Source organism: Erythrobacter sp. NFXS35 (genome assembly GCF_040148725.1).
In the GTDB taxonomy this organism is placed as follows: Bacteria; Pseudomonadota; Alphaproteobacteria; order Sphingomonadales; family Sphingomonadaceae; genus Erythrobacter.
Map to the genome: position 1 here is coordinate 468,041 of NZ_JAGDEB010000002.1, position 26,343 is coordinate 494,383.

Sequence of the window (26,343 nt, forward strand, 5' to 3'; positions counted from 1 at the left end):
CCGTAACGGCGCTGGGCCGGACAAAGGACGTATCGCGATGAAGCACCTGCTCGCCTCCACCTTTCTCGCTGCCACCGCGGCGCTGGCTTTCGCGGCTCCGGTCTCGGCACAGAGCGCGGACGAGAAGATCAACATGGTGATCGCCTATAGTGAGGATGAATGCCCGGCGGCGCAGCCCGGTGAAGTGGTGATCTGCGAAATTCTGGTCGAAGCGGACCGCTATCGCATCCCGGCGAACCTGCGCCAGAGCAATTCGCCAGAGAACACCGCGTGGGCAGAGCGGGTCGAGTCGATCAAGTATGTCGGCGATTTCGGCGCGATGAGCTGTAGCCCGGCCGGTCTCGGCGGCTTCACCGGCTGCACCCAGAAGTTCATCGAAGCCGCCTACAAGGACCGCGCCGAAGCCGACAACGTGCGCTTCAGCGCGTTGATCGAGGAAGCGAGGGCCGAACGCCTTTCGACCATCGATGCCGATGCCGCCGCCGAGCAGGAGCGGGTCGAGATGATCGAGCGCGAATATATGGAGCGGCTCGAACGCGAGCGCTCTGGAGAACTGCCGGCCGCGCGCGATCCTTCGCTCACCCCGCCGCCGATCGACACCGAAGCGCGCCAGCCCCCGGTCGCACCGTCGAAGCCCGGCCCGTTTGACGATGGCGACGACGAGCAGGTGCCGATCGATGCCATTCCACCGGCCGAGTCCCCGCCCGGCACCTAAACCCGGTAATAATCCCGATACCACGCAACGAACTGCGCCACCCCTTCACGAAAAGAGGTCTGCGGAGCGTAGCCGGTAAGCGATTGGAGCAGGGACGCATCGGCCCAGGTCGCGGGCACATCGCCCTGCTGCATCGGCATGAAGTTCTTGATGGCCTCGCGCCCGCATTCGGACTCGATCGCGGTGATGAAGTCCATCAGCCGCACTTTCTCGCCATTGCCGATATTGACCACCCGGAACGGGGCTGCGGGCGACAGACTGTCGCCTTCGGCAATGTCCTCGGGGCTGTCGGGCCGCACCGGCGCGGCGTCGATCAGCAGGCGGATGCCGCGCACCAGATCGGCCACATAAGTGAAATCGCGGTACATTTCCCCGTCATTATAGATGTCGATCGGCGTCCCTTCGAGGATGCCGCGAGTGAATTTGAACAGCGCCATGTCGGGCCGCCCCCACGGGCCGTAAACCGTGAAGAACCGGAACATCGTGGTCGGCAGGTTCCACAGATGGGCATAGGAATGCGCCATCGCCTCGTTCGCCTTCTTGGTCGCGGCATACAGGGTCAGCGGTGTGTCGCATTTCTGCCCTTCGCCAAACGGCATATCGGTATTCGCGCCGTAGACCGAGCTGGTCGAAGCCATCAACAGGTGATCCACGCCCAATTCGCGCGCGCATTCCATCACGTTGAAGGTGCCGATAAGGTTGGCATCCACATAGGCGCGCGGGTTTTCCAGCGAGTAACGCACCCCCGCCTGCGCCGCCAAATGCACGATCACGTCGGGCTGTTCCGCCAGCGCCAGCGAATGAAGCGCCTCGAAATCCTCCAGCATGCCTTCGGTACAGGTGAAATGCGGGTGTTGCAGCAGCATCTGGTGGCGCCGCTGCTTGATCCGCACGTCATAGTAATCGGTCATCCCGTCATAGCCGACCACGCGGAAACCTTCGTCCAGCAGCAATTGCGCCAGGTGAAAGCCGATGAACCCGGCCGATCCGGTGACGAATACGGTGCGCATGCTTTCCTGCCCTGCCCGCAGGCCTGCGCGGCCCGCCCTAGTTGTTGTTCGACGTAACGACGTTGCCGATTGCAATGGCAGAGAATGCGAGGCTCGTCACCGTGGCGAGGAATTCGCGGATTTCGGCACCCGGAGCGGTCGCGACATAGACCACGTCCTGATCGCGGATCATGAAATCCTGCGCCACGAAGAACCCGCGCGCGTCCGACAGGTCGAGCCGGTAGACCACCGGTATGCGCCCATCCTCGGTTGCCGGGGTGGCGCCGCGCATCGCCGGAGTCAGCGCCGCCGGGTCCTCCAGCCGGAACACGAACACGCCGCGGATATTGGCCTTGTTGTCGCGCAGACCCCCGGTGCGTGCCAGCGCCTGCGCCAGCGAGATGCCGCGCCCCTCGAACGGGATTTCCGCGCTCGTGGCAACCGCGCCCAGCGCGATGAAGCTGTAGGGCTGGTGCAGTACCGTCACCACGTCTTCGGGCCGCATCCGGATGTTCTGCGCCGGATCGGCGATGATCGCTTCGAGTGGCATCACCGCCGATGTGCCCTCGCGGCTCACCTGCACGGTGGTCTGGTGCACCGGGGCGCGGGTTCCGCCCGCGCTGGCGATGATATCGAGCAGGCGCTCCCCGCGCGGGCCGAGCGGCACGCGGCGGCTTTGCGTCACTTCGCCCAGCACGGTCACATTGCGCGAATCGTTCTGGATCAGGCGCACGCTGACCTGCGGATCATTGGCCCGGCCCGCCAGCCGCGCCACGATCATGCGTTCGACTTCGGCAGGCGTGCGTCCGCCTGCGGGAATCGTTCCGGCAAAGGGAATGGTGATCGCGCCGGTGCCATCGACCACCTGCTGCAACACCGCGCGGTTCTGCGCCCCGGCATCGAGCCCGGGGATCACCGCGCCGCCGCCGAACAGCACCGCAGGGGGCGCTTCCCACAGTGCGACGTCGAGCACATCGCCCGGCCCGATCACGATCTCCCCCGCGCCGCTCTGCCCGAGCCGCTGAGCGAGGCTTTGCGATTGTTCGAAGGCCGATACCCGGCGCCAGATTTCCGGATCGAGTTCGACCAGCGCGATCTGCCCGCCGGCATAATCGCCGCCTTCGATCTTGCGCACCTGCCCGGAGGATGGCCCGGCTGCGCCCAGCGTGGTGCATCCGGCCAGCACCGACGCGAGCAGTGCGGCCAGTGCGAGTCGGGGCAGGGCGGTGAGAGAAAATTGCGGAGCGAACATCAAACGGGAACCTTTGGCAGGGCTGTATCGGGGAATTGGGCGGGATGCGCCGTCGCAGACGAAGAGGCGATGCCGAGCTTGGCATAGAATTCCGTCAATCGCGCGCGATAGGCCGCGGCGCTGAAGCGTTCCGCCTGCACCCGCCCGCGCTGCGACAGGTCTTCCACCATCCGGTCGTCATCGTCCATTGCATTGATCGCGCGGGCAATGGCGCGCACGTCCATCGGATCGACCAGCAGCGCCGCCTTGCCCGCCACTTCGGGCAGCGAGGACGTGTCGGCGGTGATCACCGGCGTGCCGAGCGACATCGCCTCCAGCACCGGCAGACCGAAACCTTCATACAGCGACGGGAACACCACCGCACGCGCCCCGGCAATCACCGTCGCCAGCGTCTGGCGCGGCAGGTAGCCGAGCCATTTGATGCGTTTGCGCCGGTCGAGATCGGCCAGCTGTTTCAGCAGCGCCACATCGCGCTCGCTCCCCCAGCCGGGCGCGCCGACGATCACCAGCGGATGCGGCGATCCGCTCGCCAGATGGGCTTCGAGCAGCCGGGCGAGGTTCTTCTTGGGTTCAAGCGCGCCGAAAAACAGGTAATAGCCGCGCATCGCGACCCCCAGCAGCCCTTCGACTTCGCGTGCGATCTGTTCGCGCGGGACGCCGTCGACCAGCGCGGCGATATCGGTCGACTGGTAGAGGTTGGTGACGCGCGCCTCCTCCACCCCGAGGATGCGGATGATGTCGGTGCGCGAATGTTCGGATACGGTGACGATATGGTCGGCCTCGCGCGCGATGCGCTGGCACAGGGCGAGATAGGTCTTCTTGCGGTCTGCCGTGGTGTAGGGCAGCCGCAGCGGCACCAGATCGTGCAGCGTGTAGATATTGGCTGCGCCCGGCATCTTCACCGGCAGCGGATAGGTCCAGTGGGCCACATCCGTGCCCGGCACTGCCACCTTGGTCAGCTGCCCCGTCACCTTGAAGGCGCCGTGCGCGAGCGAATAAAGCTGCGGCGTGTTCCAGTACCGCGCCCCGGCGATTCGCAGCGCGGACGGCAGGATCACCTCGCCCGTCAGCGCGATCTCTCGCGCCTCGCGCGTGGCGAGAATACCGCCTGCGGCCTTGGCGACCTGTCCCGGCAGAACGGGTGCAAGGCGTTTGCGGGCATCCGCCTGACCCTCGTCCCCCTCGGCCAGCGCGATCTCGTTAAGCAGCGGCTGCTTGGCCGAATGGCCCGCACGAGTGCCGAACAGCAGGCTCACCTTATGCCCTACCCCCGCCGCCGCCCGCGCAAGGTTACGACCATAGGTCGCCACCCCCGTGCCATGCGGGCGCGCAATATTGTAGGCGTCGATGAGGAGCTTAGCCATGGAGCAAGTTCAACACCTTGTCGGCAAAGGCGCGATTGCTTGCGCGGCATTCTTCCAGCGCCCCAGGATAGCGCCGGGCGAGCGGCTCGAACCGCTGCCAGTCGCCCGGATCGCACAAGGGCACAGGATGCTTCATGCTGTAGAACTTGGAGGATGAGGGAAAGGCGATCACCCGCCGCCCCATCAGCGTGGCCCAATACATACCGTGGAAACTGTCGGTCAGTACCAGATCGCCGCTGGCGAGGAATGGGATTACCTGCTCGAACGGCGCGGAATTATCGAGCATCGGCATCCCGGCAGGCAGAGTTGCGGCGCGCGCCGAATTGCTGATTGTGCCTGCGTGAGCGTACATTACTACATCGAACAGCGGCTCGGGCGGCTCGTCCAGATCGGGTGCCATGCATGACGCGCACGGCACCCATTCATAACCGCAGCCGAAATCACGCACGCCAACGAGGTCGAAGCCGTAGTTCGCAAGTTCCAGATTTTGTTTGAGCTTGCGCCAATCACCCACCTGCCAATTGTTATGACCCGCTCCCCACAACACAAAGCGGCTGGTCGACTTGCGGTTCTCAGCTAGAAATTGCAGGCCGCGCCGGAAAAAATCGATTTCGAGCAAGCCGCCCCCGCCGACGATCAGCAGATCGGCATTGCCCAGCCGTTCCTTCCACGCAGCCACCGCTTCGATTGACGGACTCTCGTCGCGCTTGAAGCCGAGGATTTCCTCCCGACCGACCTCGGCTAGCTCAGGAAACCACAGGGCGGGCGCACAGATCAGGTCGCCGATGTTGCTGGTGTTTACCCGATGATAGTTGATGATGCTGGTCACGCTGTTCTCGGTACTCGTTTCGCTAAAGCGGGACACGTCGGCCGCGCTCCGGTTTTGGGGTTCAACTCGCTGAAATGAAATCATTGGGTTGCGGGCGGCGCGACACGTGCTGGCGGACGCGAATCATGTCGTCCACCGCCGAGCATTCGCCTTGATCGCTCTTGGTGATGGCCCGCATCAACGCCTCCCGGCATGCTTCGCGCTGTTCCTGCGCGGCGCCGCTGCGGGCCGCCTGCAGCAGCGCGCGCGGGCGGATCACCGCCTTGCCCGCCTCGGCTAGCGCTGCTCGCGTTTCCGGCCAGTCGGCAAAGCCTCCGCGTGTTACCAGCAGCCATGGCAGTAGTTCGCGCTCGTCCCCGAGTTCCTGCGCAAGCCCGCCCGCCTCCCCCCCGGCAAGCGGGGTTTCGGCCAGCATCGCTGCGTGGGCGACCCATTCGGGATCAATCATAATCGCCTCCTGAAGCTGCAAGAATACTGCGGTAGAAATCCGCCACGTCGTGCGCCATCACCGCATCCGAGAAGCGCGCGGCGAAGGCGGCATGACTGGATTGCGCCAGTCGGCCAAGCAGCGCACGGTCGCCGGCGAGTGCGCCGAGACGCTGCGTTGCACCCTTTACGAAGGCGTTTTCGTCGGCGAACAGGAAGCCCGAGACACCCTCTTCGACCACTTCGGACAGCCCGCCCTGCGCCAGCGCGAGCACTGGAGTCGCCGCCGACATCGCCTCGATCGCGACAAGACCGAAAGATTCGAACCGGCTCGGCATCAGCACCACGTCGGCATCGTAATAGAGCCGTTCGAGCGCGGCGCGATCGACCTCGCCATGGAAGCGGACAGCCGGATCGTGCGCCGGATCGATGCCGTGTTCTGCCTTGATCCGGTCGAGCAGGGCGGCGTCTGGCGTTGCTCCGGCAAAATCGAAGCAAAGCCGTCCGTCGCTGCGCAGCTGCGCCGCCACTCTCAGCGCAAGGTCATAGCCCTTGCGCGGTTCGAATCGTCCGGCGAACAGCACGTGCAGGGCGTCGCCCTTGCGCTGGCGGGCAAGCTTGTCCGCCAATGTGACGCCGAGCCGCGCGAGAATATCGGGCGTGCCGTGCGGCACAATCCGCGCCCGCTCCCCCAGCGTGACGCCATATTCACTTTCGATCTGGTCAATCACGGCGCGGCTGTTGGCAAGGATATGCGGCGCGCGGGCCAGTGCCGCGCGCTCGGCCTCGATCATCGGTTCAACGAAACTGCGCCCGTAAATGATGCGCGAATTCCACTCCGGTTTGAACGGGCGGGCAAGTTTGTAGGTGGTGTGCAGGCTCAGCACGCTCGCCACCTCGGGATCATCAAGCACGGGCAGCGCCTCCAGATCCCAGACTGGGAAGGACACCAGATCGATCCCGAAGGTCTTGAGAAAGGCGATTTCGCGCATCACTCCGGCCATCCAGTCGGCCACCCCGCTGCGCGGCACCCGGTAGGCGGCGGCTAGGGCATCGGCATCCTCGCCAGCGGCGGCGACTTTGTGATACCAGATGCCATCGCGGAAGCGGCGACTGGGCAGGTCGCGGGTGCGCGTGATGACGTGGACTGCTATCCCGGAGTCGCGCAGCCCTTCGGCCAGCAACATTGTCCAGCGGGCGATCCCCGCTTCGTTATCGGGCGGCAGTCCCTGCGAGACCAGCACGACCCGCAGCGGGCGCGGCGTTTCGTGGGCAAGGAACGGGGCGGGTGCGGGTTCGGGCACCATGTCGCCGCGGGTCTTGCGTTCGAGCAGGGCGCGGCTGCTCGCTTCCATTCCCGCCTCAGTCCCCGCCTCCACGTCACTGTCGAGCGCCTGGCGATGGTGCGGTGAGATCTCGCCATGCTCCTCCAGCCAGGCATTGGCCCGCAGCAGTTCGCTGCGGTAGTCCTGCAGCGCCTGCGCGACCTTGCCATAGCCCTCGGTCCGGCCGTGGTGATTTATGAAGTAGGTCTTGCTCACCACCGACGGATAGAGCGTTTTGGCCTTGCGCGTGCTGGAACGGATATGGCTGGCAGCGAACTGGTGGAAGATGAGTGCCGCTGGTTCGTAGACGACGTTCCACCCGGCATCGACCATCCGCAGGCAGACGTCGGTCTCATCGAGCAGATAGGCGAAGGTGTGATCGAACCCGCCGATCTCGCGCAGTGCCGCCATGCGAAAGCTCGAATTGGTGCCGAGCAGGCTAGGATAGAGCGGCGTACCTGGCCAGTTCAGCACCCGTTCGTCGAAGCAATCCGCCGGGAAATTGGCATTGCCGAAGCGGTCGCACACCGTCTTGCGCACCTGCCAGCGCACCCCGGTATTGTCGACCGTGAAGCCGCCCACCCCGCCGATCGAGGGGTCGGCGAAATTGCGCGCAAGATAGCGCAGCCAATGAGGGTGCGGCACGGCGTCGTCATCGAGGAAGGCGACGATCTCCCCCACCGCGCCTTCAATCCCGAAATTGCGCGACACGGAGAGATTGGGCACGTCGCAGCGCAAATGCTTGATCTGGCCCTGCCAGCGGGCCAGCACCTCCTCTGAATGATCGGTAGATGGTCCGTTGACCACCACCAGTTCGTAATTCGGATAATCCAGTTGCATGACGCCGGTGATCGCATCATCGAGCAGTTCGGCACGGTTGAGCGTGTTGATCACAACCGAGATTGGCGGCGACTGGGCATCCGGGAGGAAGCGAATCACAATTCATCCTCCCACACCAGTTCAAGCCAGGGCCGGTTAGCCCTTTCGAAGCGGGGGTCGCGGATCATCGCCGCGGTCAACGCGTCAAGTGTGGCGCAGTGGCGAAGCAAGGCGACGAGGTCATTATCATCCACGCCCAGCGCTCCCCACAGCAGGCGGGCACCGGCAATAACATCAGGGCCGCCCGGCACCTGTCGCGGCTGCGGGCCTGCTTCGTGATATCGGATCGGGTGACGGTGTTCGTCTAGGCCCTGCCGCGCCAGTACGAACCGCAGATGAGAATGGACATCCTGCGGCGGCGCGCCGAATGCACAGGCAGTGCGATATGCAATTTCGGCTGCGACAAAGCGCCCTTGCTCTTTGGCCATGTGTCCCAACTGGGTCCAGTAGCTGCGTTCGTAGGGGTAGATATCGAGGGCTGCAGCGAATGCTGCCTCAGCCTCGGCCCAGTTGCTCAGATCGCGCGCGCGGTCGCCTCGCTCAATGCCTTCGCGAAAGCGCGGGTCAGCCAGCGCCGCCTCATGTGAGGTTTCGAGCAGGTCGTGACGGCTGGCGCGCGAAAGTGCCACGGTCCTGCCTAACGTTGTCGCCGCTGCCCCTGCCCGCGCTGCCCCGCGCCGCGCCATAGCAAACATGTCCTTGCCCCCCTTCATCGTCGACCTCCGTGACCAGGCCACCCGGCGGGGGTCCCGGTGCTTTGCCCAGAAGGTTCCATCGGTTAGCCCCCCGCCTTGCGAACGATCAGGCCGAACGAGGTCGTCACCCATTGCTCGATCTGGAGTTTCAGGTGCTTGTCGGCGGAATAGGGGGCGACGTCGACATGCTGGTCGAGTGGCTGATCCCCGAGATCGAAGGTGATGTCGATGCTGTGACCACGCGCCCGCAGCGTCGCGGCCAACTGCAGAAAATCGCGCTGGCGGAATAGCACCGTACTGGCGTTGTCGAGCGTGTCGTCATCGGAGGAGCAGTTGAATTCGGTGGTATGCACCGCCACCCCGCCGGGGACGAGGCATTCGACCGACTGTTCGATGAAGGCAAGTCCCTGCTCAATCGAGCCGAGGTGTTCCAGTGCGCAGGCCGACCAGCAGAAATCGAATTGTCCGGCAAGGTCGGCGGGAATGGCGTTCATGTCGACCACGCGGAAATCGACGAGGCGGTCAAACGCTTCGGGTTCGCACAGGGCGCGGGCGTTGAGCGCGGCCTTGCTGGCGGCGTGCTGATCGGTATCGACCCAGCCCAGCGCCTGCGCCTCGGTCTGGTCAAGATCGGTCGCGACTATCGCCGCCCCGCGCTGCGCCAGCAATGCCGCCAGCGGCTCCCCGCCCACGCCGAACCCCAGACCGCGCAGACCCGGCGCCAGCATCCCGTTGCGGGCCAGCGCCTGCAGGATGTAGCAGAACTCCCACTGCTTGCGGTGGGTGCGCGGCACTTCGCCGATCGCTGCGCACCAATAGGCATAGGCGGGCTCATCCATCTGCGCCTGGGTGCATGCCTGCGACAGCGGATCGCGCAGGGATGGCGCGGCTGTGACGGAACGGCCGATACGCTTGAGTGGGTTCCACATGGCTCCGGTCCTCACGCCGTGGTCGGCTCATGCGGGGACCAGCCCGGCGGCGGCTTCCAGCCGATCAGGTCCTTGAAGATGGCGTAAGCGACCTCGAAATCGTCGTACGGCACGAACTCGCCTTCGTGCAGGATCGCCCAGCGGTTGCAATTGTCGCGGATGTAGGCGGCATCGTGGCTGACGATCACCATCGCCCGGTCGCCGCGCTTCTCGAACAATTCGTGGTTGCAGCGATCGTGAAAGCGCGCATCGCCGACCGATGCGATTTCATCGATCAGAAAGCAGTCGAATTCGATGATCATCGAGATCGCAAAGGCGAGCCGCGCCCGCATCCCTGACGAATAGTTGCGCACCGGCTCACGCAGATAGGGGCCAAGCTCGGCGAATTCCTCGACGAAGGCGAGGTTGTGCGCGATATCCTGATCGTAGACGCGGCTGATGAAGCGGACATTGTCGGCGCCGGTCAGTTGCGCGTTGAAGGCTCCGCCGAACGCGAGCGGCCACGAAATCGACATGTTGCTCTCGACCGTCCCGCTGCTGGCGCGTTCAGCGCCGCTGACCACCCGGATCAAGGTCGATTTGCCGGCCCCGTTGCGCCCCAGAATGCCGAGCCGTTCGCCCATCGAAAGGTCGAAGCTGACCCCCTTGAGCACCTGCTTGGTGCCGAAGCGGGTGTCATAGGCCTTGTCCAGCGCACGGACACTCAGCCCGGCAGGCGCGGGCATGGACGCAGACGCGGAAGGGGCGGCGCTGTCCTCCCTTGCGAGCGGTGGGCGGAAGATCGCGTTCATCACTGCGGCACCACCCGGCCTTCGACCCAGCGTGCCACCATCAGCGCGACCACCGACAGCACCAGCGAACACGGGATGACGTAGGACAGATCGTAGATCGCCCGCGCCTTGCTGCCGAAAAACCCGTCACGCACCAGTTCGACGCCGTGCACCATCGGGATATAGAGCACGATTTCCTGCGCGAAGGGCGGCAGTGCGGCGACGAGAAACGCCGAGCCCGACAGCGGAAAGATCAGGTAGGATGCGGGGTGCCACAGCTTGTCGATGATTTCATATTCGTGCGACAGCGCCCCGAGCGCGACCGCCAGTGCGGCGCCGAACCAGGCGATCAGCAACCACCCGCCCACGACCTTGAGGAAATCCTCGGGCGGTTCCAGCCAGCCGATCATGATGAAGAACAGCGCCAATGTGAAAAACGAGATCGTCGCGCCCGAAAACTCGATCATCAACCGTGCGATATAGACATCGAGCGCCTTGATATTGCGGTGGTACATTAGCGAAAGGTTCGCCTCCAGCGCGCCGATGCAGCGCCCCGGCATGTTGCGCCACAGCAGCACGCTGGAATAGCCGGTCAGCGCGAAGGCGACGATCGGCAGGTCGCTGCCGTGCACCGATTTGGTTGCGGTCCACAGCGCCGTCACGCCGAGGGTGAAGACCATCGGTTCGACGAACAGCCACAGAAAACCGATATTGTGGCGGCCATAGCGCGTCAGCAATTCGCGGATCAGCAGCGCGCCCAGCACTCGGCGCTGCACCCTGAGGCTGGCGACCAATGAGGGTTGCGCCGCGCTCGCCATGCTCAATCCCGGTGCTCGCGGACGCCGACCAGCAGCATCGACACCACGCCCCAGGCCAGCAGCCCCAGCACGAAGGTGGCTAGGATGTTGCGCAACCGGCGCGGGAATGCGGGATCGTCGGGCAGGCTGGGCTGGGAGATGCGCTCGACATAGGCCTGCTTGCGGCGCGCCTCGGCCTGCGCCTCCTGATAGGCGGACAGCGCGATGGCGAGCTGCTTTTCAGCGAATTCGGATGCCAGCGCCAGCTCCTGAAACCGCACCGAGGCCGACGACAGCGAACCGCGCCCACCTGCCAGCTGCGACGTCTGGCTCGCGATTTCACGTTCGAGATTGCGGATCTGCGTGCGCAGATAGGGAATCTGCGAAGCCTGCGGGGTGTAGGTCTGCAACTGTAGCAGCTGGGTCTGCGCGGCGATCAGCTGGTCCTGTAACTTCCCGATCATCTGCAGCCCGGCGCTGGCCTGCAACTCGGGATCGATCAGGCCTTCGCGGTCGCGGAAGGTCGCCAGCGCCAGCGCCGCCGCCTGCGCCTGGTCACGCGCGCGCGCCAGTTCGGCCTCGGCAAACCCGATCGCATCGCCGCGTGCGCGGTCGGACAATTCGTTGACCAGCACCTCGGATTGTTCGAGCAGCCGCCGGTTGATCACCTGCGCGCTTTGTGGATTGAACGACTGCACCGTCAGCACGGTTACCATGGTGGTCGTCGAATCCTCGGCCATGACCTTGTCGAGGTAATATTCGAACAGGTCCTCGCCCGTATCCGATCCCAGCACGCCAAAGCGGTCGAACAGGAAAATCTCCGAATTGCCCCATGCGCGGGTCGCGTAGCCATCCTGATTGATGGCGCCCAGCGCCTGACGCGAACCGAGAAACTCGGTCACCGCCTCGCTTTCCTCGCTCGCACCCACCAGGCTGCCGCCGCCCAGCACCACGCCCAGCGGCGACAGGTTGGGCTTTGACGGACTGCGCACGATAAAGCGGCTTTCCGAGACATAGACGTCGCTGGCGAAGATGCCGAAATAGAGGCCGGCGATCAGGGTCGGCACGATCACGAAGGCCACGAACAGCGGATTGAGCGACCGCAGCCGGGCCAGCAGGCTGTGCCGGACGGGCTGCGGCTCGGGTTCGGGCTGCTCCAGTTGCAGCGGTTCGGCGATCGGATCCATCCGGGTCATGGCAATGCTCCCGCAACCATTTGCTGTGCGGCTTGCCCGGCATGAATGCCCCCGACGAGATTAGACGATGCGCTCAGCTGCCGGACTGCGGGCAGTCGGGTCAGCCAGTCGTCGACCAGCGCGAAATGATCGCGCCATTCGGGCGCGCGGTAGCCGTCCAGCGCGGCAAGCTGGCGCCTGCGCTCCCGACCGTTGGCGGCGAATTCCTCGATGTGCGCCAGCCACGCCTCGGTCGCGCAAGGATCAAGGAAGGTCGGGATGCCTGCGCCCACTTCGCGGAACGCCGGGATGTCGCTGGCGATCACCGGCACGCCCATTCCCAGCGCCTCGACCACCGGCAGGCCGAACCCTTCGGCGCGCGAGGGCGCGAGCAGCGCACTGGCCGAGCGAAGGTGGCGGGCAATCTCGGCATCCGGACAATCATTGTCGATGGTGACGAAGCGATGCAGCCGCGGATCGGCACGATAGCGTTGCTGCACGTCCTGCGCGCCCACGCCCCAGCGGCCGATCAGGACGAGCCGCGGCGTCTGATCGCCATGGCGTTCGATCAGGCGCTGCCACACGTCGAGCAGCAGCATGTGGTTCTTGCGCCGCTCGATGGTGCTGACGCACACGAAGGTCGCGCGCCGCCGTGGCCCGGATTGCGGCGGGACCGGCAGTTCCGGGCTACCCAGCGGTGCGCCCAGGATCGGCGGCGGCTCCACCCCCTGCGCTGCGGCGAAGGCGCCAAGGGCGCGGGCGGTGGTCTGCGAATTGGCGATGATACCGCTTGCCGACTCCAGCGCGCGGCGCACCCGTCCGGCATGGCGCTGGGCCTTGTGCGGGGTGGTGAAGTGCGGATGCTCGATCGGGATCAGATCGTGGACCAGATAGACCGGGCGCACCCCGCTGTCGTGAACCCAGCCCAGATGCCGGTCGAGATCGAAGTCGGTGTGCGAGACATTGAGGTAGATCGCGCCTGCCGCGTCGGTCCGTCCGCGGCCTGCGCCCACCATCGCCGCCAGGCCTGCGAACCGTCGGCGAAAAGCCGTGCGGGGGCCTGCGAGCATCGCGAACAGGCTGTCGGACTGGGTGCGGGTCAGCACCCGCGCCCGCCCGCGCAACTGCACCACCGCCTGCGCGCGCGGCGCGAAGTGCGCGCGGTATGCTTCGCACACGCGGTCGATCCCGGTCGGCATGCTGCCCGACCAGCGATGCGCCACCAGACGCGTGCAATCGAGCAGGATGGGCTTTCCGCTGGTCATGCCACGGCCTTGCGCAAGCTATCCGCGCCCGCGGGCATGAACAGCGGCGCCATCCGTTCGGCCAGCGCCAGCATGTGCGGATCGTCGACATCGATCCACCAGTGGCCGGTGACGTCGACGGTGGCTGCCATGCCATTATCGGCGAGGCGCTGCATGCCCTGCGACAGGCTGCCCGCAGCGCCACCGGCCATGGCGGCGACAATCGCGCGCGCCAGATCGGGCGTGGCGATGAAGGCGCCGCAATCGACCGCGTCATAGCAGGCAAGCTGCTTGCCGATCGCTGCAATATGCCCGTCGGCACGGCGGCTTACCCAAGTGGCATCGCCGGGATCGATGGCTGGCCCGACGACGTTGCGATCGATCGCCAGCGCCGCGCCATGTGGGCGGTGCATGTCCTGCGCGAGCACCTCCAGCAGGCCGGCGGACAACAGGTGATCGGCCATCATCAGGAGATAATTGCCTTCGATCCGGGCAGCTCCGGCCAGCACCGAATAGCCATTGGGCCGCGACCAGTCCGCGACGCGGCAGGCTTCGATGGTGACGCCGGTGCGGTAGGCAATCCCCGGCAGGCGCGCTTCGATATCAGCCGCGCGGTGCCCGGTGACCACCACGGCATGGCGCACACCGACGCTGGCGGCCTGCCGCACCGACCATTCGAGCAGCGAAACCCCTGCCACTGTCACCAGCGGTTTGGGCGCGCCGAGCGCGGCAAGGCGGCTGCCATATCCAGCGGCGAGGATCAGTGCGTTCATCGGAGGCATCAACCGGCGGGAGGGAGAGGAAGGGCGGCGGAAGCTTGTGCAGTTGCGTGAAGGCGATGATCGGGCGAATTATTCGGCGGCGTCCAGTTGCGGCGCGGCCCGGGCATCGAGCAGGGTCAGCGCGGATTCCTCGCCCATCTGCTGCGAGGGGTGCTTGCAGTAATAGGCGGATTCGGCGGTCAGCGCGCCGCCTTCGCCGCGATCGCGGGCGAGCTTGCAGAACCGGATGGCGTCCATCACGCAGGCGGCAGCATTGGGGCTGTCCTCGACCGAGAGGCGCAGTTCGAGGTTCATCGGCACTCCGCCCCATTGCGCGCCTTCGAGCCGGACGAAGGCGATTTTGTTGTCCTTTTGCCACGGCACATATTCGGACGGGCCGATGCGGATGTTCTCGTCATCCAGCCGCTCGGCCAACGCCGCTTGCACGGCTTCGGTCTTGGACAGCTTTTTCTGGGTCAGGCGCTCGGCATCGAGCATGTTCATGAAGTCGGTATTGCCGCCGGTGTTGAGCTGGTATGTCCGCTCCACCGTGACGCCGCGGGTGGAGAACAGGCTGGACAGCGTGCGGTGGATGATGGTCGCGCCCACCTGCGCCTTGATGTCGTCGCCCACGATCGGCAGGCCGCGCTGGCGGAAGCGCGCTTCCCATGCGGCGTCGCTGGCGATGAACACGGGGATCGCGTTGACCACGCCCACGCCCGCTTCCAGCGCGCATTCCATGTAGAATTCGCTCGCCTGCTGTGATCCGACGGGAAGGAAATTGACCAGCACATCGACCCGCTCGCGCCGCAGCGCCTCGACAATGTCCTGCTGCGAAGGCTCGGGCGCGGAGGACGGCTGAAAACCGCGCTCGCCAGCTTCCCGCATGTGCGGAGCCACGCCGTCGAGCAATCGGCCCATGATGACGTTAGCCTGTGTTAGCGCAACATCAGGCTCGAACACCTGAGTATTGTTTGGGGCAGCGAAAATCGCTTCAACAAGAGGCTTGCCGACTTTGCGCTGATCGATATCGATCCCGAGAACAAATTCGACATCGCTGACCTCGTAAGGCCCGATTGACTTGTGGATTAGTCCGCCACTTGACTTCGTGCGCCGATAAAAGGCACCACCTTGTATCAAGGAGCAGGCGCAATTACCCACGCCTACGATTGCGACCCGTACGCGATTCATCGATATTTCCTCAATATTACCCATGGCGAATCACGGCAAACCAAGCGCTTGTCAAGTCTAACGAAATCCTTCCCCAAACCCTTCGCGTATCGGCAGAGTTCACTTCCCGCTACGGCAACTGACTGGAAAATGGTTGTGATCTGCCCACCCCGCACCCTCGGAATTCCCCGTGTTTCGCACGCTCTCTCAGGGTTGATACGTAGGAGTTCCGCAACAGCTTCAGCGCGGCCGACGAACGAGCAGGCGGTGCGGCGATCCGCGCCATTTTTGCGGCGAGCCGAGGCGTGTCAACAACCTGTCATATATGAATAAAGTGCAACCGCCTCGCCGTCCGCGCATAGTCATCGATTGCCGCTACGTGGGCGCCCGTCCCAGTGGTATCGGCGAGGTGGTGGCGGCGCTGGTGCGGCACCTGCCGGTGCTGGCGCCCGAATACGAATTCACGCTCCTGCGCAATCCGGTGCGGGATCAGCCGCTGAGCGATGCCGCCAATGTCCGCGAGGTCGTGGTGCGCAGCCCGGCGAATGGCCCGGTGACGATGCTGCACCTGCCGCTGGCGGTCGATCTTGCGGGTATCGACCTGTTCCACGCGCCCGCCAACATCCTGCCCGGTGGGCTGAAAATGCCTGCGATCACCACCGTGCACGACGTGATGTGGCTGACGCATCCACATTGGTGCAATCCCTCGCCGTGGGGCCGCATCGAGCGGCATTTCTATGGCCACGGAATCCGCCGTGCGCTGTCCGCTTCCGCGCTGGTGACCACGGTGAGCGCCGCCAGCCGCGCCGCAATCCTCGGCATCGCGCCCGCAGCGGCGGATCGCGTGATCGTCACCCCGTCGGGCGTGGCCGCGGATTTCCGCCTCGTGCCACGCGATGCGGGCGCGCTCGCGGCTATCGGAGTGCCAGCCGGGCGGCGCTATTGCCTGATCGTCGGGCAGGGCGCGCCGTACAAGAACCACGAGGGCGCGTTGCGCGCCTTTGCGCTGGCCTTCGCAGCGGTGCCCGATATCGATCTGGTGCTGGTGCGGCGGCGCGGCGACACCGGGCCGGCGCTGGAGCGGCTGGCGCGCAGGCTCGGGATGGTGGAGCGGGTGCATTTTCTCCGCCCGGTCGATCGGCCTGCGCTGGTGCAGCTTTATGCGGGGGCTGCAGCGTTGCTGCACCCATCCTTCGTCGAAGGTTTCGGCAACCCCCTGGCCGAGGCGATGGCCTGCGGCTGCCCGGTGGTCACCAGCGATTGTTCGGCCATGCCCGAAGTCACCGGCGGGGCGGCGCTGCTGGCCGATCCCTGCGATCCGGGCGCAATCGCCGCCGCGCTGAAGCGGGTGGTGGACGACCCGGCGCTCGCCGCCGATCTGCGCGCCCGGGGGCTGGCCCGCGCTGCCGAACTTGACTGGCGGGCCTTCGCCGCCGCCAATTTGTCGCTTTACGACCGCGTGTTGGCAGGCGCGGCCTGATCCAGCACTCCGCCGAACACGCGCCGCACCCGCCACAAGGATGCGGCCAGCACCCCGCCCAGCAGCAGCACCTCGAACAGGAAATACCAGTGCGGCCTGCCCGCCAGCATCGCCGCGCCGACCGCCAGCGTGCGGTAATTGGCGCTGAGCGGACTGATGCGGCCGAGCCATTCGCTCCCGCGCGATCGCATCGCCGTGCGGAGCGCCTCCGCATGGGCGGGGTCCTGCGCGGCGGCGGTCAGGGCGGGGCCATGCGGCACGATAATGCCGGTCAGCCACAGGTAATAGACTACGAAAGGATGCCGCCGCCCCGATGCCGAGACAACCGGCGCTTCGCTCGCCATCCATGGGGTGCCGTAAACGGCCAGTTGGTATTGCCGCCGCGCGCCTTCGTAATGCGCGGCCTGCACCACCCGACTGGCGCCCGCCGCCCACATCAGCGCCCAACCCCAACCGCCGATCTGGCTCGCCGCGATGAAGCCCATCGTCACATACAGCACGATATGCCCGACATAATCGCAGATCCCGTCAACCAGCTCGCCATGCGGGGAACTGCGCCCCGTCAGCCGCGCCAGATCGCCGTCCGCCCCGTCGAGCACGTGCCAGCCCATGTGCAGCCCCAGCCCCAGCATGACGCCCCATGGCCATGCCAGCTGGCTATAGGCGACCGCCGCCAGAATGATCGCCAGCGCGCCCGCTGCCGAGACCATGTCGGGCGTGATCGCAGTCGGCGCGAGCCGCCGCGCCAGCCGCCACGACAGCGGGTGGTAGAGGCGGGCGTTGAGCGTGTCTTCCAGCTCCGCCGGGCGTGTGGGCCGCTTTGTCGGGGCAGCAAGGCAGGCGGGGTCCATCACGCATCACCGGTTCGGAAGGCGAGCGGGCTTGCTCTGCCTTGGCTTGATCGTCCATATAGAGGACTGATTTACAGCGCAAATCCGCGATGGTACGGGGATGCATGATTGATACCGCCGCATTCCGCTTCGTTTCTGCCCGCACCGCCAACCGTCTGGTTGCCGGGGTTCCGGCTGCGGCACGGATCGCGCGCGCCTATGCCGAGGTGCGGGCGGGCGCGCCATCGGTGCCGATGCCGGTACTGGTGCTTGTGCTGGAGGATGGCGGCGACCTCAGCCCCTTTGCCCGCGCCGAAATCGCACGGCTTGCTCCCAGCGTTGCGGCGGTGGTCGAGAGTGGGGCGCGGCAGGATGCAATCCCGGGGGAGACATTGCCCGATGCGGCGGCCATCGCTGCACTGATCGCGGAGGCTGCGCCGGTTCTGCCGTCGCCGGCCGATCCCGATGCGACGCTGGAGCAGGCGAATCGCAAGATCATCCGCGCCACCGCCAAGCCGGGGGACGGGATCGTGTCACGCCGCCTCAACCGTCCGCTTTCACAAGCGGTTTCGGCCCTGCTGCTGCGGTTCGACTGGGTGCGGCCCGGCCAAGCGACCGCGCTGACCGGCGCAATTGCGCTGACGATGGCGGCCTGTCTGCTGACGGGTACCTTTGCCGGACTGGTGGCGGGCGCGGTATTGTTCCAGATCGCCTCTATCGCCGACGGGATCGACGGGGAGATCGCGCGCGCCACCTACCGCACCTCGCCCAGCGGCGCGGCGTGGGACAGCGCGGTGGATGCGGCGACCAATCTGGGGTTTCTGGGCGGAGTGATCGCCAATCTTGCCTTGCGCGGACAGACCGCTGTGGCGCTGATCGGGCTGGCGGGGCTGGGCATCCTCGCGCTCGGCATGGGGCTGCTCGGCCAGTATGCGCGTGCACGCGGCGAACCGCTCAATTTCGACGGGGCAAAAGCGTTGCTGGCGGGCCGCGAAACCGCGCTTACCCGCTGGCTGCGCTATCTCACCATGCGCGATTTCTACTGCCTGTTTCTGGCGGTGACGATTGCGCTGGGATGGGTCACAGCGGCGCTGACCATTTTTACCGCCGCCGCCGCCGTCTGGCTGATGGCGGTGATCGCGCTGCTGGTGCGCGCCCGTGCGCCCGCCCGCAGACAAGCCTAGGACAGCTTCAGCCTAGGCCAGCTTCAGCCTAGGACAGGGCGATATCGGGCGCGTCTTCCTGCTTCATCCCGATCACGTGGTACCCTGCATCGACATGATGCGTTTCCCCGGTGACGCCCGATGACAGGTCGGACAGTAGGTAAAGCCCCGCGCCGCCGACATCGTCGATCGTGACATTGCGGCGCAGCGGCGCGTTCAGTTCGTTCCACTTGAGAATGTAGCGGAAGTCGCCGATGCCGCTGGCGGCCAACGTCTTGATCGGCCCCGCGCTGATCGCGTTGACGCGGATATTGCGCGGGCCGAGGTCGTTGGCGAGATATTTGACGCTGGTTTCCAGCGCCGCCTTGGCCACGCCCATCACGTTGTAATGCGGGATCACCTTTTCCGCGCCGTAGTAACTCAGCGTCAGGATCGTGCCGCCGCTTTCCGGCATCATCGCCGCTGCGCGCTGGGTGATCGCCACCAGCGAATAGGCGGAAATGTTCATCGTCATCAGGAAGTTGTCGAGGCTGGTGTCGACATAGTGCCCGCGCAGTTCGTTCTTGTCCGAATAGCCGATCGCGTGGACGACAAAATCGATGCTGTCCCAGCGTTCCTTCAGCGTTGCAAAGGCCGCATCGAGCGATTCCATGCTGGAAACGTCGCATTCGAAGGTGAAATCGCTGCCCAGCTGTTCCGCCAGCGGCTTCACCCGCTTGGCCAGCGCCTCGCCCTGATAGGAAAACGCCAGCTGTGCGCCGTGTTCGGCCAGCTTCTTGGCAATGCCCCAAGCGAGCGACTTGTCGTTGGCAAGCCCCATGATCAGGCCGCGCTTGCCCTGCATCAGGGTGCCGCCCCGATCCTGCCCCCGATCCTGCCCCCGATTCTGATCGCCCGTGGTGTCGTTCATCCTGCCATCTCCTCGGCTTGGGGCTGTTCCTCGCGCTCTGGCTCGGTCAGCGCCGCATTCAATTGTGCGCCGATAACGAGCCCGAGCCCGACGAGCCAGAAAAAGAACAAGGTCACCATGATCCCGGCAAGGCTGCCATAGGTCAGATCATAGGTAAAAAAGCTGCGCAGCACCGCCGGCAGCGCGGCGGTGACGCCCAGCCACCACGCGGTGGTGAACAGCGATCCGGGCCACTTGGGATAGCGGCGCGCGCGATAGGTGTGCGGGGTGAGCGTGTAGAACAATACCCACAGCGATCCCGCCAGCCCCAGCGTCGGGACAATGCGCGACAGGCGCAAGGTATCGATCAGTTCGGCCAGTTGCGGGAAGAACGCCAGGATCACCTCCTGCGCGGCGCCGATCATTACCTGCGCGAACAGCGAGATCATCAGCACGAGCACCGCCGCCAGGATCAACCCCGCCGACAAGAGCCGGGTTTTCCAGAACGCCGCCGTCGCCTTGGTGCCGTAGGCGCGGCGCAGAATGTCGCGGATCGTTTCGATCAGGCTGGTCACGGTCCATAACGCCACACCCGCGCCCGCCCACAGCAGCCAGCCCGACCGCGCATAGATCACGTCCTCGGCGACCGGCGTGATCACCCCGGAGACAGTCGGCGGAAGGGTCACGCTGATCGCGTCGATCATCCCTTCCGCGCTCTCGCGCCCGCCGATCAGTTCGAACAGCGCTGCGCCGAGGATGAAGAAGGGGAAGATCGCCAGCATGGCGAGATAGGCGAGGTTCCCGGCATGAATGAACCCTTCGGTATAGGTGCCCGCCGCCACCCGGCCTGCCACTTCGAACACCTTGGTGCCCGGCCCCAGCCGCCGCCGCAGCCGTGCCTTCAGCCCTTTGTTCCGGTCCTCGCCGCGCGCCCGTGCCTTGCGCCGCGCTTCGGGCGAATGCGAGCGCACTTCCCGCTCGTCTGGAGGCGGAAGTTGGTTGGCGCTCATGGTCGATATGCTTCCTGACGTCCGGACTCTACAGGCCGAACTTCTCCCGCGGGCGTGCGGTATCAACCCATCCGTCGAGCCGTTCTTCAAGCGCGGCCAGATCGGCGGGAAGCTGGATTTCCAGCGTCACCAGCTGATCGCCGCGTTCGGGCTTGCCATCGGCGGTCTTGCCGCCGGTCTTCTTCGTCCACCCCTTGCCCGCCAGCCGCAGCACCGTGCCGCCGCTGGTGCCGGGCCTGATCGTCAACATCACCGGGCCATCCACCGTCGGGCATTTGACCTTGGCCCCGCGCACCGCCTCGTCCAGCGTGATCGGCAGGTCCATGCGGATATTGTCGCCTTCGCGGCTGAAGAAGGGGTGAGCGCCCACTTCGACCATCACTATTCCGTCGCCCGGGCCGCCAGTGCCCGGATGGCCCTTGTCCTTGAGGCGCATCATCGTGCCGTCCTCGACCCCGGCGGGCAGTTTCAGGCTGATCGCCTTGCCATCAGCCAGCGTGATGCGCTGATCGCGGCCCGCAGCAGCCTCGACGAAGGGCACGGCGAGCCGGTACTGGATGTCCGCGCCGCGCCGGGGCGGCGGCGGTGGGGCCTGTCGACCAAAGCCGCGGCGCGCATTTGGCGGCGGCTGCTGGCGCGCTCGGCCGCCGAACAGGCCTTCGAACAGATCGCCCAGATCGACATCGTCCGGATTGAACCCGCCGAAATCGCCGCCGTTCGGCCCACCCGGCCCGCCGGCACCCGGCCCGGCACCGTAATTGCCCCGGCCATAGCTGCCGCGAGCGCCCATGCCGGCGAAGGGATTGGCGGGATTGCCCTCGGCATCGATCTCGCCCCGGTCGAACTGGGCGCGCTTGGCCTTGTCCGACAACAGATCATAGGCGCGGGTGGCATCGGAGAATTTCTCGGACGCGTTGGGATTATCCTTGTTGCGATCCGGGTGCAGCTCCTTGGCGAGCTTGCGATAGGCGCTTTTGATGTCCGCTTCGGAAGCGGTGCGGGCAATGCCGAGCGTGCTGTAGGGATCGCGCATGGCGTATTAGCTAGGTGAGACAGTCGCCTTGCGCAAGCGGGGAGCAGGCGGAGTCGTCAGGCAAAATTCACCATCAGGGCGCTGCGGGCGGAATCCGGCGTTGCGGCCAGACCGACACAGCGGGCAAACACCCCGCTTTCCTACCCGCTGCCGAGGGCGCATCACCGTTGCGCCGTGGCGGCTGCCTGCCTAGATAGCGCAGGCGCGGGAACGATCCTGAGGGGCGGGCGGTTTTTGCGCTTCTGGACAGTGTCTCATCTGTCTCCTACTTCAGTTTGAAGGGCATTTTGATGAACGAATCCAGTCACGCCCCGCTCGAATCCAGCGCGCTCGATGATGCCCAGCTGGCGGATAGCGTGATTCGCGCCAGGGCCGATCCCTTTGCGCTGTTCGATGAATGGTTCGCCGATGCGCAAGCCGCCGAAATCAACGATCCCAATGCCATGGCGCTCGCCACCGCCACGCCGGACGCTGCGCCCTCGGTGCGGATGGTGCTGTTAAAGGGCCACGGCGCCGATCAGATCACGGGCGGCGGTTTCACCTTCTTCACCAATGCCGAGAGCCGCAAGGGCGGGCAGATCCGCGCCAATATGCAGGCCGCGCTGCTGTTCCACTGGAAATCGCTGCGCCGTCAGATCCGGATCGAAGGCCCGCTGACCGAAGTGACGCCCGAAGCCGCCGACGCCTATTTCCAATCGCGCCCGTTCAAAAGCCAGGTCGGCAGCGCAGCGTCCGACCAGTCGCGCCCGCTGCCCGACCGCCAGACCTATCTCGACCGTGTGCAGGAAATCTGGGGTGCGCACGAGAGGACAGGCAAGGTGCCGCGCCCGCCGCACTGGACCGGCTTCACACTCTCCCCGCGCCGGATCGAGTTCTGGATCGACCGCGACAACCGGCTGCACGACCGCCGCGAGTTTCTCCGTGAAAGCGCGGATGCATCGTGGGCGGATACTCTCCTTTACCCCTGAGGAACCCCAAAGATGCCGCAGAGAATTCCCTACTGGCACGTCGATGCCTTCAGCGCCCGGCCCTTCGGTGGCAATCAGGCGGCGGTGATGGTGCTGGACGAATGGCTCCCGGACGATGTGCTGGTCGCGATCGGGGCCGAGAACCTGTTTGCCGAAACCGCCTTCGTGGTGCGCGATGCGACCGGTGAGGCGGATTGGGAGCTGCGCTGGTGCACGCCGACCTACGAGATCGCGTTGTGCGGCCATGCGACGCTGGCGAGCGGGCATGTGTTGCTGACGCGGGATGGCGTCGGCAACGGGCAGGGGCGCGTGACGTTCCGCACGCGCCAATCGGGCGTGCTGGAAGTGGTGCGCGCGGGCGATGCCTATGAACTGGCGCTTCCCGCGATTGTCACTGCGCCCGACACGGCGGACAACCAGGCCGAAGCGATCCGGCTGCTGGGGGCGGAGCCGCTGGAGGTGGTTCGCTCGGAGCTGGGCTACAATATCTACCTCTATGCCGATGAAGCGGCAGTGCGCGGCCTTTCGCCCGACATTCGCGGGCTGGAGGCACTCGGCAAAGACCAGTTCATCGCCACCGGACCGGGCGAGAAATCCGACATCGTCAGCCGCGTGTTCGTGCCCGGCGGCGGGGTGGACGAGGACAGCGTCACCGGATCGGCCCACGCGGCGCTCACCCCCTATTGGGCGAAGCGGCTGGGGCGGGAGAGCTTCACCGGACATCAGGCAAGCACGCGCGGCGGAGACCTGACGCTGCGGCTGGCCAAAGACGAGCGGGGCGACAAGGCATGGCTCGGCGGGCCGTGCGTCACCGTGGTCGAGGGCAGCTTTTATCTGTGAGTTCGCGTGATCCCCCGCGCAGGCGGGGGTCTCGGTCGGATCGCGCCCACTATCGGGAGGCTCCCGCCTTCGCGGGAGCGCACAAAGGTCAGCGAACGGGATACAATTCCAGCACATCCGCCGCCTGCTGCAACATCGGCGGGCGCTGCGCACTGTCCGAATGGCCGAGCCGCACCAGCGTGACGCGCTGGCTGGGCGAAACGAGGACATACTGCCCCATATGCCCGATCAGCGAGAACAGGCTTTCGGGCGCGCGGTCGGGGAACAGCGGGTGCTGGCCCGCTTCCGCGCCGGGAATCGGACGGTTGAGCCAGGTCTGGAAGCCATAATGCGGACTGGCGGGGCTGGGCGTCACCATCGCTTCGACCCAGCGGCTCGGCACCAGTTGCTCGCCGCCCGGTGCGCGGCCCTTGCGGCGCAGCATCTCGCCCAGCTTCGCCCAGTCGCGCGCGGTCGCGTGCATCAGGCTGCCGCCGATCAGCGTGCCCGATGCGTCGAATTCGGGCACCATGCTGGTCATGCCGAGCGGTTCGAACAGGCGCTCTTGCAGGTAATTGGCCACCGCCTTGCGCCGCGCTTCGGGCTTGGTGCTGTCGGTCAGCGCGCGCGCAGCGATATCGGCGAGGATCACGCTGGTGTTGGAGGAATATTCGAACCGCTCGCCCGGTTCGGCCTCCAGCGGCTGCTCCTCCGCCCAGCGCGCCATGTCGTCGCGCCCGTCGAGGAACAGCATCCTGACCTCGCTCGATTCGTAGGGCGGATCGCCTGCTTCGGTATGGCGCAATCCGCTGCGCATCTGCAGCAGGTGGCGCAAGGTGATCTCGGCCCGCGGATCGCCGGGGCGCTGCCACAAGGGAACCGGCGCCGGTTCGTCGAGCGCCAGCAACCCGTCGGCCGCCAGCATTCCGATCAGCACGCCGGTGACCGTCTTGGCCATCGACCAGCTGATGAACCGCGTGTCGGCGTCATAACCGGGCGCGTAACGTTCGGCGGCGAGATCGCCGTCCGCCATCACCACCACGGCGCGCGTTTCGCCGAGGCCGGGCTGGGTGAACAGATCGTCGATTTGGCGTGCGAGCTGGTCTTTCGGCGCGCCCGCATCGGCGGTGACAGCGGCCAGCGCCGCATCGCTCAACGGTGTCTGGGCAGGCGGCGCAGCGCCGCAGGCGGCGAGCATGAGCAGGGCTGGCGCAAGCACGACTGCGCGGCTAGGGGGCGTCTGCGAAGGGGTCATGCGGCCCCCAATTCCCGATGGATGGAGGCTTGGCAATGGTGAAAGCGAACCCGTATGCCCGTTCGGCAGCCAAATCGTCCGGCATCCACTGGCGGCGGCTGGTGCTGTGGGTGGTCGGCCTGTCGATCGTCGCATTCGCTGCAACAGTCTGGGTCTTCCGTGAACCCATCGCCGGTTATGGCAGCGTCGCATCGGCCTATTCGGCGCGGGTCGGGTGTTCGTGCCGCTTCGTCGCCGGGCGCAGCCTGCAGGATTGCACCAAGGACAAGCTGGCGGGCATGGAGGCGGTCACGCTGGTCGAGGATATCGAGACCAAAAGCGTCACCGCCCGCTTCCCATTGGTGGCCGAGGCGACTGCGACCTACCGCGAAGGCTATGGCTGCGTGCTGGAGACGTGGGAGGGTTAACCCGCAACCTTCTCGGTCGAATCGATCCACCCGCCGCCGATGACCCGCTCCCCGGCATAGATCACCGCCGCCTGACCCGGCGCGACGCCGTATTCGGGCGCGGCAAACCGGATCGTCACCGCCGCGTCGTCACCCAATGGGCCTTCGAGCGTGATCGGCACCGGCTTGGCGAGGCTGCGCACCTTGGCCGTCAGCGGTTCGTCGGGCAGCGGCCCGATCCGGTTGGTTTCGGTCAGGCGTGCGGCGTTCACCGCCAGCATCCGCTTCGGCCCGACGCGCACTTCGCGCAGGCCTGCGTCGAGGCCGATCACATAGAGCGGTTCGGGCTGGCCGCCGATCTCCAGCCCCTTGCGCTGGCCGACGGTGAAGTGGACGATGCCCTTGTGCTGGCCGAGCGTCTGGCCGGTCGCGGCGTGCACGATCTTGCCGGGCGCTGCGCCTTCGGGCCGCACCTTGGTCACGATCTTGGCGTAGTTGCCATCCGGCACGAAGCAGATGTCCTGACTGTCGGGCTTGGCCGCGTTCCTCAGCCCCGCCGCGTCGGCCAGCTCGCGCACCTGCACCTTGGGCATACCGCCGAGCGGAAAGCGCAGGTAATCGAGCTGCGCTTCGGTGGTGCCATAAAGGAAGTACGACTGATCGCGCGCCGGATCGAAGGCGCGGTGGAGTTGCGGTGTGCCTCCCGTGGTCATCACCCGCCGAACATAATGCCCGGTGGCGAGGCAGTCCGCGCCAAGCTCGCGCGCCATGCGGAACAGGTCGGTGAACTTGGGCCCCATATTGCAGCGTATGCAGGGCACCGGCGTGCGACCGGCGAGATATTCGTCGGCGAACTGTTCGACCACCTCTTCGCGAAACGCGCTTTCATGGTCGAACACGTAATGCGCAATGCCCAGCCGGTCGGCCACGGCGCGGGCATCGCGGATATCGTCGCCCGCGCAGCACGCGCCCTTGCGTCCCGTCGCCGCGCCGTAATCATACAGCTGGAGCGTGATGCCGATCACTTCGGCTCCGCTCGCGGCGGCGATTGCGGCGACCACGGACGAATCGACCCCGCCGCTCATCGCCACGACGATCCGGCAATCCGAAGCTGCGCGTGGCAGGTCGAACAGGGCGGCGGCATCGGGCCCGGTCAGCGGGCCGGCCTGCGAGAGAGTCGGCAAATCCAT

26 protein-coding genes are annotated in these 26,343 nt (G+C 66.0%); 6 read left to right on the forward strand and 20 right to left on the reverse strand.

What is annotated here, in order from left to right; genetic code table 11:
• The first annotated feature begins 37 nt into the window (after positions 1–37).
• Positions 38–715 (forward strand): hypothetical protein, encoded by a 678-nt coding sequence (locus J3454_RS09840; protein ID WP_349513584.1) that lies wholly within the window; start codon positions 38–40, stop codon positions 713–715.
• Here the strand turns inward: J3454_RS09840 and J3454_RS09845 are convergent.
• The 14 genes from J3454_RS09845 to J3454_RS09910 form a co-directional block, all read right to left on the reverse strand.
• Positions 712–1,725, reverse strand: coding sequence for an NAD-dependent epimerase/dehydratase family protein (locus J3454_RS09845; RefSeq protein ID WP_349513585.1), 1,014 nt, complete (start codon positions 1,723–1,725; stop codon positions 712–714). The two genes, J3454_RS09840 and J3454_RS09845, sit on opposite strands and share 4 nt — an antisense overlap.
• Before the next feature lie 37 nt (positions 1,726–1,762).
• Positions 1,763–2,956: a polysaccharide biosynthesis/export family protein gene (locus tag J3454_RS09850; protein ID WP_349513586.1), complete on the reverse strand. Its 1,194-nt coding sequence runs from the start codon at positions 2,954–2,956 to the stop codon at positions 1,763–1,765.
• Positions 2,956–4,320, reverse strand: coding sequence for a glycosyltransferase family 4 protein (locus tag J3454_RS09855; RefSeq protein WP_349513587.1), 1,365 nt, complete (start codon positions 4,318–4,320; stop codon positions 2,956–2,958). Before J3454_RS09855 ends, J3454_RS09850 begins: the two co-directional genes overlap by 1 nt.
• Positions 4,313–5,185: a polysaccharide pyruvyl transferase family protein gene (locus J3454_RS09860; protein WP_349513588.1), complete on the reverse strand. Its 873-nt coding sequence runs from the start codon at positions 5,183–5,185 to the stop codon at positions 4,313–4,315. The genes J3454_RS09855 and J3454_RS09860 overlap by 8 nt, the downstream gene beginning before the upstream one ends.
• Before the next feature lie 25 nt (positions 5,186–5,210).
• Positions 5,211–5,597 carry a hypothetical protein gene (locus J3454_RS09865; protein WP_349513589.1) on the reverse strand — a complete coding sequence of 129 codons (387 nt, stop codon included), beginning with the start codon at positions 5,595–5,597 and terminating at the stop codon, positions 5,211–5,213.
• Positions 5,590–7,839: a glycosyltransferase gene (locus tag J3454_RS09870; RefSeq protein WP_349513590.1), complete on the reverse strand. Its 2,250-nt coding sequence runs from the start codon at positions 7,837–7,839 to the stop codon at positions 5,590–5,592. The genes J3454_RS09865 and J3454_RS09870 overlap by 8 nt, the downstream gene beginning before the upstream one ends.
• The gene (locus J3454_RS09875; protein ID WP_349513591.1) at positions 7,836–8,408 is read right to left on the reverse strand and encodes a hypothetical protein; all 573 of its coding nucleotides are present in this window, start codon (positions 8,406–8,408) and stop codon (positions 7,836–7,838) included. Before J3454_RS09875 ends, J3454_RS09870 begins: the two co-directional genes overlap by 4 nt.
• Before the next feature lie 149 nt (positions 8,409–8,557).
• On the reverse strand, positions 8,558–9,403 hold the full coding sequence (locus tag J3454_RS09880) for an SAM-dependent methyltransferase (protein WP_349513592.1): 846 nt from the start codon (positions 9,401–9,403) through the stop codon (positions 8,558–8,560).
• Positions 9,404–9,414: 11 nt separating this feature from the next.
• Positions 9,415–10,128: an ABC transporter ATP-binding protein gene (locus tag J3454_RS09885; RefSeq protein ID WP_502878588.1), complete on the reverse strand. Its 714-nt coding sequence runs from the start codon at positions 10,126–10,128 to the stop codon at positions 9,415–9,417.
• A 65-nt stretch (positions 10,129–10,193) separates the two neighbouring features.
• On the reverse strand, positions 10,194–10,991 hold the full coding sequence (locus J3454_RS09890) for an ABC transporter permease (protein ID WP_349513594.1): 798 nt from the start codon (positions 10,989–10,991) through the stop codon (positions 10,194–10,196).
• A gap of 2 nt (positions 10,992–10,993) precedes the next feature.
• On the reverse strand, positions 10,994–12,166 hold the full coding sequence (locus J3454_RS09895; RefSeq protein WP_349513595.1) for a KpsE/RkpR family capsule polysaccharide export protein: 1,173 nt from the start codon (positions 12,164–12,166) through the stop codon (positions 10,994–10,996).
• Positions 12,163–13,410 (reverse strand): glycosyltransferase, encoded by a 1,248-nt coding sequence (locus J3454_RS09900; RefSeq protein WP_349513596.1) that lies wholly within the window; start codon positions 13,408–13,410, stop codon positions 12,163–12,165. Before J3454_RS09900 ends, J3454_RS09895 begins: the two co-directional genes overlap by 4 nt.
• Positions 13,407–14,162 carry a phosphocholine cytidylyltransferase family protein gene (locus tag J3454_RS09905; protein WP_349513597.1) on the reverse strand — a complete coding sequence of 252 codons (756 nt, stop codon included), beginning with the start codon at positions 14,160–14,162 and terminating at the stop codon, positions 13,407–13,409. Before J3454_RS09905 ends, J3454_RS09900 begins: the two co-directional genes overlap by 4 nt.
• A gap of 78 nt (positions 14,163–14,240) precedes the next feature.
• Entirely contained in the window at positions 14,241–15,341 is a 1,101-nt protein-coding gene (locus tag J3454_RS09910) for an inositol-3-phosphate synthase (RefSeq protein WP_349513598.1), read from the reverse strand.
• Between the two features lie 358 nt (positions 15,342–15,699).
• Between J3454_RS09910 and J3454_RS09915 the strand changes: the two genes are divergently transcribed.
• Positions 15,700–16,800, forward strand: a complete 1,101-nt coding sequence (locus tag J3454_RS09915) for a glycosyltransferase family 4 protein (RefSeq protein ID WP_349513599.1) — start codon at positions 15,700–15,702, stop codon at positions 16,798–16,800.
• Here the strand turns inward: J3454_RS09915 and J3454_RS09920 are convergent.
• Positions 16,770–17,651 (reverse strand): CDP-alcohol phosphatidyltransferase family protein, encoded by an 882-nt coding sequence (locus J3454_RS09920; protein ID WP_349513600.1) that lies wholly within the window; start codon positions 17,649–17,651, stop codon positions 16,770–16,772. The two genes, J3454_RS09915 and J3454_RS09920, sit on opposite strands and share 31 nt — an antisense overlap.
• Before the next feature lie 104 nt (positions 17,652–17,755).
• Between J3454_RS09920 and J3454_RS09925 the strand changes: the two genes are divergently transcribed.
• Complete coding sequence (locus tag J3454_RS09925) at positions 17,756–18,814, forward strand: CDP-alcohol phosphatidyltransferase family protein (RefSeq protein WP_349513601.1); 1,059 nt, start codon at positions 17,756–17,758, stop codon at positions 18,812–18,814.
• A 28-nt stretch (positions 18,815–18,842) separates the two neighbouring features.
• On the opposite strand, the gene fabI is transcribed toward J3454_RS09925, so the two are convergent.
• From fabI to J3454_RS09940, 3 genes are all read right to left on the reverse strand, one after another.
• Positions 18,843–19,637, reverse strand: a complete 795-nt coding sequence (fabI, locus tag J3454_RS09930) for an enoyl-ACP reductase FabI (RefSeq protein WP_349513934.1) — start codon at positions 19,635–19,637, stop codon at positions 18,843–18,845.
• A 62-nt stretch (positions 19,638–19,699) separates the two neighbouring features.
• Positions 19,700–20,692, reverse strand: a complete 993-nt coding sequence (locus J3454_RS09935) for a YihY/virulence factor BrkB family protein (protein ID WP_349513602.1) — start codon at positions 20,690–20,692, stop codon at positions 19,700–19,702.
• Between the two features lie 28 nt (positions 20,693–20,720).
• Positions 20,721–21,725, reverse strand: coding sequence for a DnaJ C-terminal domain-containing protein (locus tag J3454_RS09940; RefSeq protein ID WP_349513603.1), 1,005 nt, complete (start codon positions 21,723–21,725; stop codon positions 20,721–20,723).
• 290 nt (positions 21,726–22,015) lie between these two features.
• Between J3454_RS09940 and pdxH the strand changes: the two genes are divergently transcribed.
• Both pdxH and J3454_RS09950 read left to right on the forward strand, forming a co-directional pair.
• Entirely contained in the window at positions 22,016–22,693 is a 678-nt protein-coding gene (gene pdxH / locus J3454_RS09945) for a pyridoxamine 5'-phosphate oxidase (RefSeq protein ID WP_349513604.1), read from the forward strand.
• A gap of 12 nt (positions 22,694–22,705) precedes the next feature.
• On the forward strand, positions 22,706–23,533 hold the full coding sequence (locus tag J3454_RS09950) for a PhzF family phenazine biosynthesis protein (protein WP_349513605.1): 828 nt from the start codon (positions 22,706–22,708) through the stop codon (positions 23,531–23,533).
• A gap of 88 nt (positions 23,534–23,621) precedes the next feature.
• On the opposite strand, the gene J3454_RS09955 is transcribed toward J3454_RS09950, so the two are convergent.
• Positions 23,622–24,767, reverse strand: a complete 1,146-nt coding sequence (locus tag J3454_RS09955) for a serine hydrolase domain-containing protein (protein WP_349513606.1) — start codon at positions 24,765–24,767, stop codon at positions 23,622–23,624.
• Between the two features lie 35 nt (positions 24,768–24,802).
• On the opposite strand from J3454_RS09955, the gene J3454_RS09960 reads away from it, so the two are divergent.
• Positions 24,803–25,174: a hypothetical protein gene (locus J3454_RS09960; protein WP_349513607.1), complete on the forward strand. Its 372-nt coding sequence runs from the start codon at positions 24,803–24,805 to the stop codon at positions 25,172–25,174.
• On the opposite strand, the gene mnmA is transcribed toward J3454_RS09960, so the two are convergent.
• Complete coding sequence (mnmA, locus tag J3454_RS09965) at positions 25,171–26,343, reverse strand: tRNA 2-thiouridine(34) synthase MnmA (RefSeq protein ID WP_349513608.1); 1,173 nt, start codon at positions 26,341–26,343, stop codon at positions 25,171–25,173. The two genes, J3454_RS09960 and mnmA, sit on opposite strands and share 4 nt — an antisense overlap.